General features: G+C 68.7%; 15 protein-coding genes. 9 read left to right on the top strand and 6 right to left on the bottom strand.

Annotation, left to right across the window (positions count from 1 at the left end; translation table 11 throughout):
• The first annotated feature begins 21 nt into the window (after positions 1-21).
• From ACIBTM_RS28260 to ACIBTM_RS28250, 3 genes are read left to right on the top strand one after another with little or no spacing between them, the layout of a single operon-like run.
• Entirely contained in the window at positions 22-3012 is a 2991-nt protein-coding gene (locus ACIBTM_RS28260; protein ID WP_395880173.1) for a BTAD domain-containing putative transcriptional regulator, read from the top strand.
• A 31-nt stretch (positions 3013-3043) separates the two neighbouring features.
• On the top strand, positions 3044-4315 hold the full coding sequence (locus ACIBTM_RS28255; protein WP_395880172.1) for an FAD-dependent monooxygenase: 1272 nt from the start codon (positions 3044-3046) through the stop codon (positions 4313-4315).
• A gap of 10 nt (positions 4316-4325) precedes the next feature.
• Positions 4326-5294, top strand: a complete 969-nt coding sequence (locus tag ACIBTM_RS28250; RefSeq protein ID WP_395880171.1) for a nuclear transport factor 2 family protein — start codon at positions 4326-4328, stop codon at positions 5292-5294.
• Between the two features lie 3 nt (positions 5295-5297).
• Here the strand turns inward: ACIBTM_RS28250 and ACIBTM_RS28245 are convergent, their stop codons facing one another.
• Positions 5298-5816, bottom strand: coding sequence for a hypothetical protein (locus tag ACIBTM_RS28245; RefSeq protein WP_395880170.1), 519 nt, complete (start codon positions 5814-5816; stop codon positions 5298-5300).
• A gap of 284 nt (positions 5817-6100) precedes the next feature.
• Positions 6101-6583, bottom strand: a complete 483-nt coding sequence (locus ACIBTM_RS28240) for a hypothetical protein (protein WP_395880169.1) — start codon at positions 6581-6583, stop codon at positions 6101-6103.
• Between the two features lie 93 nt (positions 6584-6676).
• On the opposite strand from ACIBTM_RS28240, the gene ACIBTM_RS28235 reads away from it, so the two are divergent.
• Positions 6677-7492: a class I SAM-dependent methyltransferase gene (locus ACIBTM_RS28235; RefSeq protein ID WP_395880168.1), complete on the top strand. Its 816-nt coding sequence runs from the start codon at positions 6677-6679 to the stop codon at positions 7490-7492.
• A 149-nt stretch (positions 7493-7641) separates the two neighbouring features.
• Here the strand turns inward: ACIBTM_RS28235 and ACIBTM_RS28230 are convergent, their stop codons facing one another.
• Positions 7642-8694 carry an LLM class flavin-dependent oxidoreductase gene (locus ACIBTM_RS28230; RefSeq protein WP_395880167.1) on the bottom strand — a complete coding sequence of 351 codons (1053 nt, stop codon included), beginning with the start codon at positions 8692-8694 and terminating at the stop codon, positions 7642-7644.
• Between the two features lie 75 nt (positions 8695-8769).
• On the opposite strand from ACIBTM_RS28230, the gene ACIBTM_RS28225 reads away from it, so the two are divergent.
• Positions 8770-9408 (top strand): LysE family translocator, encoded by a 639-nt coding sequence (locus tag ACIBTM_RS28225; RefSeq protein WP_395880166.1) that lies wholly within the window; start codon positions 8770-8772, stop codon positions 9406-9408.
• A 47-nt stretch (positions 9409-9455) separates the two neighbouring features.
• Positions 9456-10274, top strand: coding sequence for a hydrolase (locus ACIBTM_RS28220; protein WP_395880165.1), 819 nt, complete (start codon positions 9456-9458; stop codon positions 10272-10274).
• Between the two features lie 15 nt (positions 10275-10289).
• Here ACIBTM_RS28220 and ACIBTM_RS28215 read toward each other — a convergent pair whose 3' ends face one another.
• The 3 genes from ACIBTM_RS28215 to ACIBTM_RS28205 form a co-directional block, all read right to left on the bottom strand.
• Positions 10290-11216 (bottom strand): hypothetical protein, encoded by a 927-nt coding sequence (locus tag ACIBTM_RS28215; RefSeq protein WP_395880333.1) that lies wholly within the window; start codon positions 11214-11216, stop codon positions 10290-10292.
• Between the two features lie 638 nt (positions 11217-11854).
• Positions 11855-14896 carry a hypothetical protein gene (locus ACIBTM_RS28210; protein WP_395880164.1) on the bottom strand — a complete coding sequence of 1014 codons (3042 nt, stop codon included), beginning with the start codon at positions 14894-14896 and terminating at the stop codon, positions 11855-11857.
• 3 nt (positions 14897-14899) lie between these two features.
• Positions 14900-16330 (bottom strand): hypothetical protein, encoded by a 1431-nt coding sequence (locus ACIBTM_RS28205; protein ID WP_395880163.1) that lies wholly within the window; start codon positions 16328-16330, stop codon positions 14900-14902.
• A 116-nt stretch (positions 16331-16446) separates the two neighbouring features.
• Between ACIBTM_RS28205 and ACIBTM_RS28200 the strand changes: the two genes are divergently transcribed.
• The 3 genes from ACIBTM_RS28200 to ACIBTM_RS28190 all read left to right on the top strand — a co-directional run bounded on the left by ACIBTM_RS28200 (position 16447) and on the right by ACIBTM_RS28190 (position 18706).
• On the top strand, positions 16447-17160 hold the full coding sequence (locus ACIBTM_RS28200; protein WP_395880162.1) for an NPCBM/NEW2 domain-containing protein: 714 nt from the start codon (positions 16447-16449) through the stop codon (positions 17158-17160).
• Between the two features lie 63 nt (positions 17161-17223).
• The gene (locus ACIBTM_RS28195) at positions 17224-18045 is read left to right on the top strand and encodes an AraC family transcriptional regulator (RefSeq protein WP_395880329.1); all 822 of its coding nucleotides are present in this window, start codon (positions 17224-17226) and stop codon (positions 18043-18045) included.
• Positions 18046-18109: 64 nt separating this feature from the next.
• Positions 18110-18706, top strand: a complete 597-nt coding sequence (locus tag ACIBTM_RS28190) for a dihydrofolate reductase family protein (RefSeq protein WP_395880161.1) — start codon at positions 18110-18112, stop codon at positions 18704-18706.
• Positions 18707-18772: the final 66 nt, after the last annotated feature.

Genomic DNA, 18772 nt, shown 5'->3' with positions numbered 1-18772 from the left:
CGGTGGGCCAGAATCGACGGCGTGCAGTTCGCCATCCTCGGGCCGGTCGAGGCCAGCCGTCCCGACGGGACACCCGTCGCGCTCGGCGGGCCGCAGCTGAGGGGCCTGCTCGCGCTCCTCGCGCTCGACGCCGGGCGGATCGTCAGCGCCGACCGGCTGATCGACGGCCTGCACGGCGACCACCCGCCCGAGGGCGCCGCCGAAGCCCTGCAGTCCCAGGTCTCCCGGCTCCGGCGGCGGTTGAAGGACGGCGGCGCGCCCGACGGGCTCGTCGAATTCACCCCCGCCGGATACCGGCTGGCCGTCGACCCGCAGGACGTCGACCTCCACCGTTTCGAACGTCTCACCGCCCAGGCACGGGAGACCGCCGAACCGGGCACGAAACTCGCGCTCTTCACCGAAGCGCTGGCGCTGTGGCGGGGGCCCGCCCTCGACGGGCTCGCCGACCCGCCGCGCGCGGCCCGGCTCGCCGAACTGCGGCTGGCCGCGATCGAGGACCGCGTCGAGGCCGGGCTCGCCTTGGCACATCACGAAAAGCTCGTCGCCGAACTCCGTGAGCTCGCACGGGAACACCCGCTGCGGGAACGGCTCACCGCCCAGCTCGTACGCGCCCTGCACGGCAGCGGCCGGTCCGCCGAGGCGCTCGCCGTGTTCGCCGAGGCCCGCGACCGCCTCGCCGACGAACTGGGCGCCGACCCGTCGGCGGAACTCTCCGACGCGCACACCGCCGTCTTGCGAGGGTCGCCTGCCCGCCGGGTTCCCGTACCGCTCACGGGTTTCGTCGGCCGCGACGAACTCGACCGGCTCGTCGCCGCGCTCGGGAAGACGCGGCTCGTCACGCTCACGGGGCCAGGCGGAGCGGGCAAGACGCGGCTCGCCGTCGAAGTGACGGCCCGAGAGAGCAGCGAAGTCTGCTTCGTCGAACTCGCCACGGTGACCGAGGTCGCGCCCACCGTCCTCGCCGCGCTGGGCCTGCGCGAACAAGGTGTCCTGACGCCGGGAGCGGTTTCGGATCCCGCCGACCGCCTGGTCGCCGGGCTCGCCGACCGGTCGCCCCTGCTCGTCCTCGACAACTGTGAACACGTCGTCGCCGAAGCCGCGCGACTGGTGCGGCGGCTGCTGTCGGAGTGCCCGGGTCTGCGGATGCTCGTCACCAGCCGCGAAGCGCTGGGCCTGACCGGTGAAACGTTGGTGCCGGTCGGTCCCCTGCCCGCGGACGCCGCCGCCCGGTTGTTCACCGAACGGGCAGCGGCGGTCGCTCCCGATCAAGCGCCGGACCCGGCCGCCGTGGCCCGTATCTGCGCCGGGCTCGACGGTCTGCCGTTGGCGATCGAGCTCGCCGCGGCGCGGTTGCGGACCTTGTCCGCCGCCGATGTGGCCGCCCGGCTCGGCGACCGGTTCGGGCTGCTGTCCCGCGGCGAACGGACCGCCGAACCGCGGCACCGGACCCTGCGCGGCGTCGTCGAGTGGAGCTGGGCTCTCCTCGACCCGCGAGAACAGCGGCTGGCCGGCCGGTTCGCGGTGTTCGCCGGTGGCGCGAGGCTCGGCGCCGTCGAACGCGTCTGCGCCGTGCCCGACGCGGAAGGCGTGCTGGCCGGGCTGGTCGAGAAGTCCTTCGTCGAGTTCGACGGCGGCCGGTACCGGATGCTGGAGACCATTCGCGCGTTCTGCGCCGAGCATGGCGAAGACCGGCGCGCCGAGCACGCCGAGTACTTCCTCAGTCTCGCACTCGCGTCCGAACCGAAGCTGCGCGGCGCGGACCAGCTCGTGGCGCTGGAAGAACTGAGTGCCGAGCACGCCGAGCTGCACGCCGCCCTGCGCTGGAGCGTGACCGCCGCCCCTGACCTCGCCCTGCGGCTCATCGCGGCCCTGACCTGGTACTGGTGGCTGCGTGGCCTGCGCGGTGAGGCGACGCCGTTCGCGGACGCCGCGCTCGCCGCCATCGGCCCCGAACCGCCGCCGGGGCTGGCCGAGGAATACGCCCTCGGTCTCGTCCACGCGTCGGCCACCGACGTCGGGATCGAACCGATCCTGCGACGGCTCGACGGTCCGCTGCGGTACCCGTACCTGTTCCTGCTGTGGGCGTTTTCCCCGCACCCCAAGGTGAAGGAGGGTGAACGGCTCGCCGCGCTCATCGGCGGGGACCGCTGGTCGCGGGCGTTCGCGCGGACCAGTGACGGCCTCGGCGCGCAGTACGACGGCCGGATCGCCGAGGCCGAGACGCACTTCGCCGCGGCACTGGCCGGGTTCCGCGAACTGGGTGACCGCTGGGGCACGGCGAGCACGCTGGAAAAGCTCGCCGAGTTCGCGGACTGGCGCGGCGACCACCTCCGGTTCCGCGAGCTGATGGACGAATCCGTGCGGCTGGCCGCGGAACTCGGTTCCTTCGAAGACGCCGCCGATCTGCTCTGCCGCCGCGCGGACGGCGTCCTGCGCGCGGGTGACACCGAGGCCGCGAAAGCCGACTACGAAGCCGCCGCCGACCAGGCGCGTGGCAACCCGCTGACGCTCGCCCGGGCCAGGGGCGGCCTGGGCGAGATCGCGCGCCGCGAGGGCGACCTGGCCACGGCCCGGCACTGGTACTCCGCCGCGATCGGCCTGGCCACCGGCCCGGTGACCGGCGGCGAGACACGGATCCGGCTGCACACCGGCTTCGGCTGGACGATGGCCGCCGTCGGCGACCTCGACGCGGCGACCGAGCTGCACCAGGAGGCGCTCGCCACCGCGCTGGAATACGCGAACCTGCCCGGCGCGGCACACGCGATCGAGGGGCTGGCCGGGATTCTCGCCGCACGTGACGAAGACGAGCGGGCGGCGTTCCTGCTCGGCGTGGCGGTCGGGCTGCGCGGCGCACCCGTCGCCGGGGACGCCGATGTCGACGGAGTGGTGGACCGCGTCCGGGCCCGCATCGGCGCGGATGCCTACTCCGGCGCCTTCGCCCGCGGCCGGGAAATGCCTCCTGACCAGGCGATCCACGAACTCGGTCAGCGGCGGTTCGCGCTCGGTTCGTGACCGGTCAGCGGGCACGCCCACGCTGCCGGACATGACGAAGAACATCCTGATCTCCGGCGCCGGCGTCGCCGGGCCCGCCCTCGCCTGGTGGCTGCACCGCCACGGCTTCAGCGCCACCGTCGTCGAACGGGCCCCGAGCCCGCGCGAAGGCGGCTACAAGGTCGACATCCGTGGCGTCGCCGTCGACGTCGTCCGCCGGATGGGCCTGCTCGACCAGGTGCACGCGACGAGCACCGACATGCAAGGCGCCGCCTTCGTGAACAAACGAGGCAAGCGGCTCGCCACGCTCGACGCCGACACTTTCGGCTTCCGCCACGGCGACGACACCGAAATCCTCCGCGGCGACCTGGCGAAGATCCTGTACGAGGCCACCCGGGAGAGCACCGAGTACGTCTTCGGCGACTGGATCACCGGGCTGGCACAGCGTTCCGACGGCGTCGACGTGACGTTCGCCCACGGCGCCCCGCGCCGGTTCGACCTCGTCGTCGGCGCCGACGGGCTGCACTCCGGCGTCCGCGCGCTCGCCTTCGGGCCGGAGGAGGACTTCCTGCACCGGTTCGACGCCTACGTCTCGATCTCCACCGTTCCCAACACCTTCGAGCTCGACCGCTGGGAACTGCTGCATTCGGCGGCGCCCGGCAAGATGGTCAACGTCTACAGCACCGCGCGCGCCGACGACGCCAAGGCCGCGTTCTGGTTCAGCGCCCCGCCGCTGCCTTACGACCGGCGGGACGTCGAAGGCCAGAAGAACCTCGTCGCCCGCCAGTTCGCCGAGCTGGGCTGGGAGATCCCGGCGTTGCTCGATGCCATGCGCGAGGCGGGCGACTTCTACTTCGACCCGGTGTGCCAGATCCGCATGGACCGCTTTTCGGCCGGACGCGTCACCCTCCTCGGTGACGCGGGTTATTGCCCGTCGCCCGCCTCGGGACAGGGCACGAGTCTGGCCCTTGTCGGCGCGTATGTCCTGGCGGGCGAGCTGGCGGCGTCGGGCGACTTCACGATGGCGTTGTCCCGCTACGAAGCGGAAATGCGCCCGTACGTCGAGAAGAACCAGGCTCTGGCGAAGACCGCGCTACGCGGGATCCTCCCGCGGTCGCGGGCGTTCGCGTGGTTCAACACCCGGATGATCAAACTGATGCCCTACCTCCCCGGCCGCAACCGCGTCCTGGAGCAGATGGCCCGCCCGATCCGGGAAGCGGCGAACGCCTTGGTGCTGAAGGATTACGCCGAGTGTCGCGATCTCCGGCACACCGCTTCCCCGCTTACCTCGGAGGTAATCGACAGCGGTCCCCCGTCTCGATGATCCTTCGGCCATGAAGGTTTCACGGCTCTTGCCCGCCCTCGCGGCGGCCGTTCTGTCCTGCGTCGTTCTCGCGACTCCTGCGAACGCCGAATCCCTTGACAGGCCCGCGAACGTGGAGCGGTTCATGGAGGCCTACCGCGCCTGGGGAAGAAACGCCCAGGATGTCGACGCGTACCTGAACCTGTTCGTCCAAGACGGGACGGCGCGCTTGTGGGACAGCGGGTTCGAAACGCCGCGGGACTGGGCGGGCATCAGGAGCCAGATCGAGGGCGTGCTGAGGTTGGTCCCGGACTATGTCTTCGTCCCGGAGACCGTCACCTCCGGCCCCGACGGCAGGGTCGTCTTCGTCGAGGCGCTCAACACCGGCACTGTCAAGGGGAAACCGGTCTCCTTCAAGACAATGCACCGGCTCGTCCTCGGCGATCCCGCCGCGGGCAAGGATCCTGCCCGGGTACAGGACGGCAGGCGGTTCTGGGATCAGGTCGACATATTCCGCCCGGTGGAAGATCCGGCGAACCCGCTGCGGAACCTCTTCGAGGGGATCACCGCGTCGGCGACCGATCCGGCCCCGGCGATCCCCTTGCCACCGCGGGTCCGGCAACTGGCGTGGAACCGGGAAACAGCGGGGATCCTGGTCGCCGGGGTGGACGGTACGGCGACCCTGCGGGGTCCCGGCCTGGCCGAGCCGATCTTCGGCCGCCGGGCCATGACCGAATACCTGGACCGGTTGTTCGGCGCGGTCCGTGACGTCGCGCTGGAGCCGCGGGCCACCGTTTCCGCGGACGGCACCGAGTACCGGGAGTGGGTCGGCACCGCCGTGGCGCTGGGCGGCGCCGACCCACGCACGATCTCCTTCAGCCTGGTCGAGCGGACGGTGAAGACCGCGACCGGCACGGCCTGGTCGCTGCATTTCGACACCTTGGACCTGATCGCTTCGGCCCAGACGGTGAAGGAACTGCGCGCCCGGATCTTCGGCTAGCTGTCAGAGGTGGTCGACGTACCAGGCGGTGCAGCCCCGGTATCCCCCTGGCGTTTCGACACAGCTGCGCACCGCGTAGCTGTAGATCGTTTCCCAGATCTGCAGTGCCACGGCGGGCGATTTGATCCAGTCCCGCACGTTGGCGTCGTACCAGGTCGCCTTCGGACTGCGGCAGGATCCGTAGTTGTCGCCGATCAGGCTGTCGTCCGGGTACCAGGGCTTGTCGCGCATCTCGAACTTCTGGTGGCTGCGCTGGACGACGACCCGGTCGCCCGTCGAGATGTCCTCGGCGTAGCCGGCGGCCTGCACGTCCGCGATGCTCTCGGTTTGGACGATGGTGTAGCGCCCCTTGACGGTCTTGCCCTTGCCGCTGTCCCGGAAGTACCCGGCGCGGTCCATGCAGAAGGACTTCTCCGCGTCGGCTCGGCCGGCCGGTTGTTCCGCTGCCTGGGCCGAGCCGCCGAGGACGGTGGTGATGGCGACGGCGGCGCAGGTGGCACCGATGAAGCGAATGGCTCGCATGCGATTTCCTTTCGAAGTGGTGACAATTCGGCAGGGACTCCGCGGCGAGAGCGAAAAGTGAGATTTCCGGAATTCGTTCGGACTTTCCCGTGCCCCCGATCTGCCACGGGATCCCCCCTCGTAGCCGTACAAGTCCAAAGTCTTGCCGGACCGTTCGGCCGTGCACAAGGGGGCCCGTCGACGTGAGACACAAAAGAGGGCGCGAGCAGCAGTTTCTCGTCGTCCCTGGGACGGCGAACGCGCGCTGATGGCGTCCTGGTCGGACAGCACCCGACCGTAACTGCTTACAGCGGCTCGGCCAGCAACACGACTCGGTCGTGTGCCGGATCGAACCCGAGGACCGGATGGTCCTGGCTTCCGCCCTCCGGCGTCATGAGAACCGGCTTTCCCAGCTCCCGCCCGATGTCGGTGAGGAACCCGCACAAGATGTCGACTCCGGTCTGCCCCGGTAGCTCCCGCAAGTCGATGTCGAAGTCGATCTCCTCGGCCACCCTGATACGGAAGATCGCGAGCACCCCTGGAACCGGCCAGATCTTCAGCTCCACCAGTTCGGCATCGGACGGGCGAGCAAGCACCTCGGCCGCTGAAGGCAAGGGCAGCGTCATGTCGCCCTGCCGGAATTCCCGCTGCCAACCGCGCGCCTGGGCCAGGTCGAACACCCTCTGCCAGTCCTCCGCGGAGGTACCCGGGACGAACACGTCGGGAAGCGCACCCATCAGATCAGGGTCGAAGAAGTTCTTGACCTCGTCCCACTGAAGATCCGCCATGCGGCCATTGTGCCCGAGTCGCGGACTCGGCCCATGTTGTCCCGGCCGGATATTCCGGTGCACCGCCTGGAAGCCGACCGTAGGATTCGCGTGGTGACGGAACTACCGCACGAGATCGTCCAGCATTACCGATCGACCGATGAGGGAGCACGACTCACCGAGGCGTCCGGCCGTCTCGAGTTCGTACGGACCCAGGAGATCGTACGACGGCATCTGCCGGCCAGCGCCCTGCGCGTACTAGATATCGGCGGAGCCACCGGAACACACGCCGCCTGGCTCACCGCGGACGGCCATCAGGTGACGTTGTTCGACATCGTCCCGGAGCATGTCGCCGCTGCTCGGCAACTTGCCGCCAAGACACCTGGGATGACAGCGGCTTTGGCTGACGCCCGGAGGTTGCCGGTGCCGGACGGAAGCTTCGACGCCGCGCTCCTGCTCGGCCCCCTCTACCACCTCACCGACCGCGATGACCGTCTTGCGGCCTTGCGTGAGGCCGGTCGCGCGGTCCGCCCAGGCGGATGGGTATTCGTCGCGGCGATCTCACGCTTCGCATCGCTATTCGACGGCCTGGCGCGCGGCTTCCTCTTCGACCCGGAATTCCAGCGGATAGTGAGCACCGACTTGGCATCCGGTCAGCACCGCAACGACGGCGGCCATCCCCATTGGTTCACCACCGGCTACTTCCACCACCCCGATGAATTGCGTCAAGAATGCCTCGATACAGGACTCAACTTGCTTGACGTGGTGGGTGTCGAAGGACTCGCGGGCTGGCTGCCACAGCTCGCCGACCGGTGGGACCGCCCGGCGAACCGCGACGTTGTCCTCCACTTCACCAGAGCCGTCGAAAGCGAACCCGCACTGCTCGGGCTTAGCAGCCATTTGATCGCGATCAACCGAACGCCGATCTGAGGGGACATCGTGGACCGGTGAGTTGCTTCGAAGCCAGCACACGAGTCGTCGACTACGCTGCGACGGCTCGCCCGCGACACAGAGACGTGGAGGACGAGCGTCAGCTCAAGACCTGGCGCGATCGGTCTTGCCGGAATTCGACGACGTCCTCAAAGCTGTCGGCCCGGTGACCCGCCGCTGGTCAGTTCGGCGAGCTCGGCCATCTCCCTCGGCGGGTCGACCACCGGCTGGACGACGATCTCGTCGATACCGGCTTCGGCCAGTGCGGCGATGCGTGAGCGAAGATCGTCCGGGGTACCGACCAGGGTCAAGGCGTCCATCAGCGACGGTGTGATCAGGTCCCGGTCCGTCGTCGCGATGCGTTCCAGGTAGCCCTGATAGAGCTTGGTGTACCGGTCCGGCGCGGTGGCCGTGGTGCCACGCCGGTCGAGCAGGCGGCGCACGGCGTCGCGTTCCTCCGCACCGAGGCCACTGGCGGCCGACGGGGTATCGGCGGCGAAGGCCAGCAACGACAACACGACGTGACCCACCGCGTCCCGGGCCGGGTCACCGTAGGGGTCGGCGCCGTCGTCGAGGATGTGCAGCGCGGTCATCAGGTACGAATCGCGGGCGTGGGGCGTGTCTCCGCGAGCCGCGTGCAACGCCTGCCAGGCCGCGGGATCGAGAAGACCGAATGAGACGAGACCGGCATCGCGCCGGCCGGCGACCGCGGCGGCTTTCGGTCCCAGCGCGGCCACCACGAACTCGATCGGGTCGGCGGTGTTCACCGCCTGCCCGGCATGCAGGAACCGGACGTCGCGCACCCTGTCACCTTCGCGGTACTCGACCGGATACCCGGCGCACAGCCCTTGGAGTGCGACGGTGAACGCCTCCAGTTCGGCCGTCGTGGCCGGCGGCATGCCCAGGGTGCGCCGGGCGGTGTTCCCCGTGCCGACACCGCAGACGATCCGGCCCGGTGCCAGCGCGTTGAGGCTGGCGAACCCGCTCGCGGCGGCCGGAGCCGACCGCAACGCCGGTGACGTCACCCCGATCCCGAGTTTGATGCGGCTGGTCACCCGCGCACACGAACTCAGCGCCACGAACGGATCACCGTGGACCATCGGCGTGTCGTACACCCAGAAGCTGCTGAACCCGAGTTCTTCGGCCCGCACGGCCAGCTCCGCCACCTCACGATCGGCCGCGACCACGATCCCGATACGCACAGGACTTCCCCTTCCCCTTGCGCCAGTGGGTCCGAGCTTGCCAGAGATCGCCACCGAATCGGCTACCGTGGCCCCATGCCATCGCCTGATCGTCTGGCCGCATTCGCGCTCGCGTCGTTCGTCCTGATCCTCATCCCGGGCCCCGCCGTGCTGTTCGCGATCAGCCGCGCCCTGGCCTACGGCAGGCGGACCGCGCTGATGACCGTGATCGGCGGGGCGATCGGCAGCTTCGTCGCCGCGACGGCCGTCGCCATCGGGGTAGGCGTCATCATCCAGACCTCCGCCGTGATCTACACCGTGATCAAGTTCGCCGGCGCCGCGTACCTGATCTACCTCGGTATCCAGGCGATCCGGCACCGCCGGGCACTGCGGGAGGCCTTCGAGGCGCAGGCGGCGCCGATCAGCGGCGGGCGCACACTGCTGCAGGGGTTCATCGTCGGCGTCACCAACCCCAAGAGCGTGGTGTTCTTCGCGGCGATCCTGCCCCAGTTCGTCGACCCCTCCGCCGGGCGGGCCGGCCTCCAGATGGTGATCCTCGGTGCGGTGTTCTCCGTGATCGCCCTGGCGATGGATTCCGTCTGGGGTGTGGCGGCGGGAGCCGTCCGGTCCTGGTTCGCCCGCTCGGCGCGGCGCTTGGACCTGGTCGGCGGAGCGGCCGGGCTCACGATGGTCGGGCTCGGTGTCGGCCTGGCGGTCAGCGGCCGCAAGGAGTAGACCGAAGGCCTTGACCTCCAGCGAACTGGAGATTCCATCCTGGCCGCATGACGATCTGGATCTGTGGGACCTGCGGCGTCGAGCACCCCGACACCCGCACACCTCCGGCCGGGATCTGCCGGATCTGCGCGGACGAACGCCAATACGTCCGCGCGTCCGGCCAGTCCTGGACCACCGCGGAAGAGCTCGCCGCGGATCCGCACAAACTGGTCCACGAGCAGCCGGAGCCGGGTATTCACCGCCTGCACCGCGAGCCGGAGTTCGCGATCGGCCAATGGACCTATCTCGTCCGGACCGGCCAGGGCAACCTGCTGTGGGACCCGCCGAACGCACTCGATGAGCCCCTGCTCGACAAGATCGCCGAACTCGGCGGGGCGGCCGCGATCGTGGCGAGCCACCCGCATATGTACGGCTCGCAGGTGAGCCTGAGCCACCACCTCGGGAACGTCCCGGTCCTCGTGCATTCCGCCGACCGGCGATGGGTGCGGCGGGAAGATCCGGTGATCCGCGAATGGCGCGGCTCCGAAGAGATCCTGCCCGGCGTCACACTCGTCGAAGCGGGCGGTCATTTCCCCGGTGCCGCGGTCGCCCATGTCGCCGCGAACGGCGGCTCGCTGCTGGTGGGCGACACCATCGTCCCGGTGGCCGCGGCGGGCTGGGTGACCTTCATGCGCAGCTATCCCAACCAGATCCCGCTCTCGGCCGGCCTGGTCGAGCGGCTCCTGAACCGGCTGGAGCCCTACGAGTTCGACCGGCTCTACGCTCTGACAGGCGCCACTCTGCAGGCTGACGCGAAGGCCGCTGTGCGGCGCTCGGCCGAGCGCTACGTCGAGTGGGTCAGCGGAGCGAACGACCACCTCGGCTGAACCGATTCGAACCGGTCACCTGTTCGGTCGCGAGAAATCCAGTTCATAGCTGGTCGCGCGGCCGCTTCCGGAGGCGATGAGGAGTTCGTAGCGCCGGTCGGGTTCCGACAGCCGCCGAACCGTGACGGTCACCCCTTCGGCCCGGATCACGGCCTTGTCCTGATGCGCTCGCACATGAGTCGCTCCGGAAGACACCGGAACCGGTCCGTTCACCGCGTCGAAGCCCACCTCGTACGCGGTGGTCACGCCGTCTCCGACCGAGATCGTCAGGCCCACGCGGCCGCGATGGTCCGGCCGTTGCATGCTGAGGTGGACGGCGCCGTCCTCGATACTGACCTTGTCCGCCTCGGCGGCTTCGGCGGCCGCCCTCTCCAGCGCGCCCAGCACTTCGCGTGGCGTGCTCAGGAGGCCGGAATTCCGTTCCAGGAAAGCCATTTCGCGCTGTGAAACGGTACGGGAGACGATGGTCCCGTCGACTTTGAGCAGGAACACCGAGCCGATCTGAACGCAGGCGTTCTGCTCCTTGCCGAGAGCGGTGACGAGTTTCGCCACGCCGTCCAGCTCCGCGGCGTTGATCTCGGCCTGCGGCTTGTGCAGCACCTGCAGTTCGATCGCCCGTTCCACCCTGGCCATGAGGTCCGCCATCTGCTCGGACGTCAAGGTCTTCTTGGTGCGTCCCAGCATCAACCGAAACCAGGACCCGATGATCGGTTCTCCGGGTTCGACGACGTCGATCCCATGGGTGTTCAGGATGGCCCGTACCGCTGCTTGGACCTCGACCGCATTCGCGCCTGATTCCAGGTAGATGGACACGGGAACCGGCTGGGCGACTCGCGGGTCCGCTGCCGGTACCCGCTGGACCAGGTGGCGACGTCCGGCCCTCGCGTTCGCTTCCCCGTCGTCCAGTTCCGCGAGCGCGCCGTCGTCCAGGTCTCCCAGCATCCTGCGAACGCAACTCCAGATGATGTCGGTCAGTATCCTTTCGGCGGACGAACGCTGGACGTTCAGATGATTTTCCGACCAAAGTCGCACTGTCTCCTTGAGCGCACCGACAAGCACCGCATTGAGGACGTCGACCTCCTCACGTTCGATCACAGCGCCCCGGATCGCCACTTCCAGAATGGTCCCCGCGATCGACCTCCATATCCCGTCGAGCCTCGCCTGAGTCTCAGGGTCGCGGTCTGCGCTGGACATCACCAGCAGCGAGGCAGGACCACCTTCGCTGAAGCCTTCGAAGCCGGCATGCACCGCCGCGGCGATCTTCGATTCGCGTCCGCCGCCGACGGTGATCGCGTTCGCGATACTACTGAGCAATTCGTCGCCGGCGATACCGAGGACTTCTCGATGGACTTCCGGCTTTCCAGGGAAAAACCGATACACGGTGCCCAAGCTGACGTCCGCGGCTTGGGCTATACCCCGCATCGACGTCTCAGGATAGCCGATCTCGGTGAACGCTTGCCGCGCCGCGGCGAGTATCCGTTGTCGTTGGCCGATCTGCCGAATCCGCGCTTCCCCGGTCCGGTTTTCCGTGTCGGCCTGGTCGCGTGATGTCATACCGTAAGTCTGCCGCAAGATCCGATTCAGGCGAACACGGTGACGAGGACCGGTTCCGGTCCGGTTCGCGCGCCGCCTCCCGCGGTGGCGTGGCTCTGGGTCGTCGTGCGTGTTCCCGGCGCGTCTCCGCCCAGATGGAAATCCATCGTCGCGTACAACGTATAGGCCAGTCCCAGCGGGTTTCGCCTGCGCAACAGGTCGCGTCTGATCAGTTGCAGGGACTGGCCGGCGCTTTTGCCGTCGAGGAAGTCGCGGACGAACCGGGTGCCGATCTCGGATGCCAGTTCCTCGAAGACCGCGATCTCGGTGGCGAGGATACCGCCCGCTCCCCTGGCGTAGACGAATTCGGCGATGAACTTCGACAACGCGTTGGGCCGGAACGCGGCCGTGCGGCAACCGTTCAGCACGATCAGCGGGTTGTGCGGCCACAAGTCGCCCGCGACGTGTTCCACCCAGATCGGGTCCTCCTCCGGCGGGTCCCCCAAATCCCCGGGTGTCGTCTTCCGCCGCACGCGGAACGCGGGTTCATCGATATTCGTGCCGTATCCGCCCTCGGCGTGACAATAGAGGTAGATGACGTCCTGATCCGTGCGCTTGAGGTCGTGGATCACCTGGTTGCGGCGGAAGCGCGGTTCCTCCATTTTCGCCGGCCTGCTGGATTCGCCGACGGCGTACTCGAGTTCGGCGAAATGCCGGTCGACGAATCTCAGCCCGCCGTGCATACCGATCGTCATCAAGGGCAACTGCCCCGCCCGCACCTGCGCGGGCGCGCTCGCGGGCGCCGCGCCGTCGTTCGACTGTTGCGCGGGCAGTTCGATCTGATGGCGGAATCCCCAGAAATGACGCGGGCACGCGACAGTGTGCTCGGCGTAGGCCCGATCGTGCAGCAGGCACGACGGGTGCACGCCGCATCCTTGGGCGGGAAAGGTTCCGTCAGCCTGAGGCATACCCGCCAGGCACGTCCCGACTTCGAGTTTGTCGCCTGACGCGTCTTCATCGAGTTCCGGCGTGAACTCGCGGTCGTAGGCCACTGCCCACGGGATCACGTGATCGAGGAGCACGTGCGCCACGCTGATCCGTCCGTCGTTGTCCTTCAACAGGTTCCGCAGTTTCGCGCGGTCCCGCTTGAACACTTCGACGTAGAGTTTCCAGCCGATCTTCGCGAGGTCCTGAGTGCTCTTGGCGAACCATTGATGGCTGCCGGCATTGGCGTCGGTCCCGTCCCCGAACGCGTACAGCGGCTGCTCGCCGTCGGCGTCGCGTGGTCCGGAAATGTCTTCGAGCACCACGCGTACCTTTTCGACGACATCTTCCAGCCCCTCGGCCAGGTAAACGCCGAAGACATCCTCGCCCTTCACCGTCGTGACCGCGACACCCCGGTTGTCGTTCACCACGAGACTCAGCGTGCGTGACGGTGTTCCGGTCTCCAACGCATGCAGGACGTACTCGACATGGGCCGCCACCACGACGTCCCCGATCGCGTCATCGGGCAGGCCGAGCGACCGCGCCAGTTCCGTGACCGGCGGCGGTGCCTCGCCGGTCGCCCGCACACACCGGGCGGCGATCTTCACGGACTGCACGACATTCTGGTTGACGTAGAGACACAACCTCGCCGCACAGACCCCGGCGACCGTGGGGGTGACGGTGAAGAGCACCCGCTGACTCGGCCCGGCCCGCGGAATCCACACCTGCTGTACCGGATCGCCGATCACCTCCAGCCCCAGCGAGGTCAAGGCGGCCTCCGCCCAGGCCCCGCTGGCGCCCGGTTCCCAGGCGAAAACCTCCTCCAGCAAGGCCAATGCCCCGATCGGCGTGGAAAGCGGGTCCTTCGGGCCGATGTCCACCGACAACAGGTACTCGCGCCCGACGAGCAACGGCTCCCCGTCGTCGTTCAGCGCGACATTGAGGTAGCGCCGGCCGGGCGCCGACTCCGGCGTCCGCCACAATCTGAGCTCGGCGGGGGCGCCGAGGTCGCCGAGCCCGGTGAGCCTGCGGAAATCGTCGAGCTTGCGCGCCATCGGGACCAGGCCACCGGCCTCGTGGTCGAACCGGAGATCGTTCTCCGCGAACCAGCCGATGCCATGCTCGGTGTCGAGCACCGCATCGACCGGTGGGGCGATCGGCTCGTCCTCGAGGAAATCGACGATCTCCCGCCGTCCGCCGCGTAACTCGGTCACCAAGTTCCGCAAGCCCGTCTCGATGGACGAGGGACGCAACAGGTCCGACGCGCCTCGCCCGAGGGTGAGCGAGATCCCGGCGTCGGGCGGTGCCGACCCGAGTGCCAGTTCGAGCGGCATGTCGCGCAGCATCCTGATGTAGAAACCCCGGATCCCGGTTCTGTCACCGCCGGCCCCCACGGTGCCGTCGATCAGCGTGGCGGGCCCGCCTCGGTCGACGAGTGCCCCGCTGAGCCTGCGCAACCACGGCAGCTGCTTCTCGCCGTATCCCTCCAAGGTGAGCAGCCGAACCCGTGCCTCGGCACACAACCGTTCGAGCCAGCCGAGAGAGCCCGCGGGCGCGGAGAGCCGGGTGGACAGTGGGTCCCCGCCGTTCTCCGCGATCGCGATCATCGCGTCACCCGCACCCGTCACGTGCAGCACGTCGACCCCCGGCCAGCCGCTGACCATGCGAAACCGCTCCAGCCCGGACGTCGACGCCCGCTCGAACCGCACCGCTTCACCGAAGTTACGGAGGCCGAAGACACCGTCCGTCTCCGTACGCCGGGTCATGTCCAGCTGAAGCATCCGGATCGGCAAGGTGAGCGGCTGGCCCAGCACTCGCGGCTGGACGGCACTGGCACGCACGACGAAGTGACCCGGAAGTGCCGCCTCCCAAGGCAACCCGCGCAGGCCGTCGTCGCTCGTGATCAGCTCGACCACTGGCAAAGCGCCGGACCCCAGGGACAGGTTCAGCTCTCGGAAGGCTTCCGGAACGCCACCAGCGGTCATTCCCGACAGCTGCGCATCGGTGATGAACCACTGAAGGTCCCCGAAAAGCACCTGGGCCCCACCGCCGACGTGGTCGATCCGCACCTGGCGCCTGCTGATCAGATAGTCGATCCCGGGCATGTCTCACTCCTTCGCCGAGCCACCACTGATGCGGGCGCCCAGCGATTCGATGCCGCCGAACACCGTCCCGCCCACCGGATGCAGACCGAGTCCCCACAGGAACGCGGCGATCTTGTCGAGCGACGATCCCCAGGCGAGCTGGTTCTCGTACAGAAGCTGCTGGCCGAGAAGCACCGCGACGAGGGCCACCGCGATCGTGACGACCAGCTCCGCGCGGCGCGACTTCTTTCCTATGTCCCGCAGTGGGTTGGAGGCGTCCGCGGTCACCGGCTCGCGTACGGTCGCGTCCTCAACCGTCCGCGCCGACCCCATCTTCACGCCATAGGTGCCTCGGACGGCGCTTGCCTGGTCGTACAGCCGCTTCGCCTCGGCGAGGTTCGCGGCCAGGGCCGCTCGCGCGTCCAGCAGGTTCCGTTTCGCGGGCTCGAGCGCGTCGATGGCGTCGGACCGATCGGCCTTCCGGGCCGCGGCGAGGGCTTGGTCGATATCCGTCTGCAGCGCGGCGATCTGCCTGCCCAACGGGCTCGCCGCGGCGTTGATCGCCTGGCTCAGGTCGGTCAGCGCCTTCTCCGCCGCCTCTCGACGGGGCACGATGGTGTCGGCATCGACCGGTGTTTCGAGCCACAGTTTGACAACGTCGAGCAGATTCCGCGCGCTCTGATCGTCCACATCGGACATACGGCGGGCACAGGCCACAAAGGACCGCACGCCGGGTACTTTGCGTGCGCACTCGTCGAACTGAGCGGGTGCCGGACGATCCTGCGCCTCCAGCCGGACCGCGAGTTCATCGATCTGGTCCGCGACGGACCGCAGCACACGCCTTTCGTCCTCGTCGAGCTCGCCGAGCGTGTCACGGGTCTGCCGCAGCCGGAGGTTCAGCAGGCCGATCCTCGCGCGTGCCCGCAGCCCGTCCTGATAGGTCACGATCAGATAGCGCAGCAGAGCGGACAACGCGACGCCCGCCAGGATCAGGAGCCACGCGACGGCCACCTTGCTCCGCACTTTGACGGTCACCGGTGTCGTCACCTCGCCCCCCGTGGCGGCGGCACCGACGGCGATCTGCGCGGTGTACGTGCCCGCTTCGGCGAGTCCGCGGACCCGGACGACCAGGTCGTCACGCGCCCACGCGGCCAGCGGGATACCCGCCACCGGTTTCCCGTCGTGGAGCACCTCGACCGACGACGGGGTGACGGTGATCTGCCCGGCTCCCGAATCCCGTTTCAACGACACGAGCTTCGGCGCCACCATGTCGACGGCCTTTTCCGACGTTTCGCGGATCTTCACCGGCAGATCGACCTCAGCCGGCCCGAACAACGGCAGGCTCACGGCGACCGTGCCGGCCTCTTCGACACCGAACGTCGGATCCACCCGCGTGAACGCGGTCCCGCACAGGATCGCGAGTACCACGACCACGTAGATCGACGATGACCTCATACCGTCTGAGTCGCCGCGGGCAGCCGAAGTGAAACAAGAGACCGGAAGAATCGCGAGCGTTGTAACGGCGATGGCCGCTCTGGCGACCAGAGGACACCATAGAGATTCCACGGTCGATGATCTTTTCGGAGAACAGCTTGACGAACAGGTCGAACGCCCCGAACGGCAAGGCGCGATGGCATTCGAAGTCATGGTGGACGGCCGCCGGCGTGATCATCGCGCTCTTGGGTCTCACCATCGCGTACGCCGCGTGGCAGTATCCGAACGCTCCCGAGGAAACGAAAGGCGGTGCGACTTCCTCGGCACCGCGGGCCGCCTCGGCCACTCCGAACGAGCCGGCGCCGGACACATCGGCGACCGGCACGATTCCTCCCGCTGATCAGACCGGAGTTCGAGGAGCGGGCAACTCGGGCCAGGTCTTTCTCAGCGACCTCCCCGAGAGCAGCTTCATCCGCCAGCCCGCCTCGCCGAAGCGAGGGCCTGCGAAGATCGACAATCACGAGTACCCATCGAGCTACTCGTATCGCTTCACGAATTGCGGCAATTGCACCTATAACGTCGAGCTGAACCTTCCAGGTGCATACAAGCGACTCACCGGTGTCTTCGGACTGACGGACGAGACCCGGCACGACAACGTGATCGACGGAATCACCTACTTCTCCATATATTCCTCCACCGGAGATCCGCTCCTCCCGCCACGGAAGGTCGAATACCCGGCGCGAGTTCCCTTTGACGTCGACGTGACGGGGGTCAGCCGCGTTCGGCTCACCGTGAGCGGCGGGACCAACGCCGAATACCCGTGTTGGTGCGACGCGAGACTCACCAGGTGAACGGCCGGGCTCGCGATGCCGTCGCGCGTCGGCGATGCTGTAGGCGTGGAGTACGTGTCCAGAGTGCCGCGGCCGCCGCTGGACGGGCTGATCGACGACCTCTACCACCTGGAGGGGGCGCCGCCGTATGCCCGGCTGACCCTGCCGCCGTCGCCGTCGGCGTTGCTCATCGTCAACCTCGGGGCGCCGTTCCGCATCCGCGCCGGCACCGAGATCGAGACGGCCGAGTACGCCGACGGCTGCGTGGTCACCATGCCCACCCGCGCGTTCGAGTTCGGCTACCCGCTCCCGACCCGGTCCGTCGGCGTGCACTTCAAGCCGTGGGGGCCGGCGTCGTTCCTGCCGATGCCCGCAGCCGAGCTGTGTGACCGGCCGGTGACGCTGGAGCAGGTTTGGGGACGGCCCGCAGTCGCCGAGCTGCGAGACCGGCTGGCCACGGCGCCCGGACCGCACGAGATGCTGACGCTCCTCGAGGACGAGCTGATGCGACGGCTGTGCGAGACCTCCGGCCTGGGGCTGGTCCGCCATACGAGCGGCGTCATCGCGGCGACCGGCGGGGCGGTGCCGATCGGCGACCTGAGTGCGGCGGCCGGTGTCAGCAGCACCCATCTGGCACAGCGGTTCAAGGAACTCGTCGGCGTCACGCCGAAGCGGCTGGCCCGCACCTACCGTTTCACCGCCACCGTGTTCGGGATCGACCCCGCCGAACCGATCGACTGGGGTGAACTCGCCAGTGACGCCGGCTATTTCGACCAGGCCCACTTCGGCCACGAGTTCCGGGCGTTCACCGGGCTCACCCCGACGCGGTACCTCGAAGTCCGGCGGCGGTTCCTGCGTGAACATCCCGGCCACGTGCTGGACAGCTGGCCACTGCCCGCCGATTGATTTCTTACAAGCGCGACAGCTCACGGCACGCTAATTTCGGGAGCCCCGAAGCAGAGGAGAGCCCGTGGGCAAGGTGGTCATGTACGGCTCGGTGTCGGTGGACGGTTTCGTCGCGGACGAGAACGACCAGCCCGGGCCGCTGTTCGACTGGTTGACCGGTGGTGACGTCCCGTTGGACGAGAGCGGCGCGCTCAAGGTGTCGCGGACGTCCTACGACTACACCCGGCCGTACTGGGACCGGGTCGGGGTGACGATCGCCGGCCGCCGCGTCTTCGACCTGACGGACGGCTGGGACGGGAAGCCTCCGGGCGGGATCGACCACGTGGTCGTCGTGACGCACCGGCCGGCGCCCGAGGGCTGGGATCCCGGCGCGCCGTTCCACTTCGTCGACGGCGTCGAGGCAGCCGTCGCCAAGGCGCGTGAGCTCGCGGGTGACCGCATCGTGGAGGTCGCGGCCGGCGATGTCGGCGGCCAGGCGCTCGCCGCGGGCCTGGTCGACGAGGTACGGATGGACGTCGTACCCGTCGTGTTCGGGTCCGGCAGGCGCTTCTTCGGGTCCGTCCACGCGCAGCACCTGCTGGAGGATCCTGACGTGGTGATTCAGGGCGACCGGGTGCTGCACCTGCGCTATCGGGTGCGCCGCCGCCAGGAGGCGCGATAGGCCGGGAATTCCACCCGGACGTCAACCCGTGGTTGGTCGCCGCGGCGGGTACCGGCTCCTACCCTC

The sequence above is a fragment of the Amycolatopsis sp. NPDC049868 genome, assembly GCF_044461365.1.
Lineage (GTDB): Bacteria > Actinomycetota > Actinomycetes > Mycobacteriales > Pseudonocardiaceae > Amycolatopsis.
The sequence above is the reverse complement of the archived record's forward strand: the minus strand, read 5'-3'. Positions and strand labels throughout refer to the sequence as shown.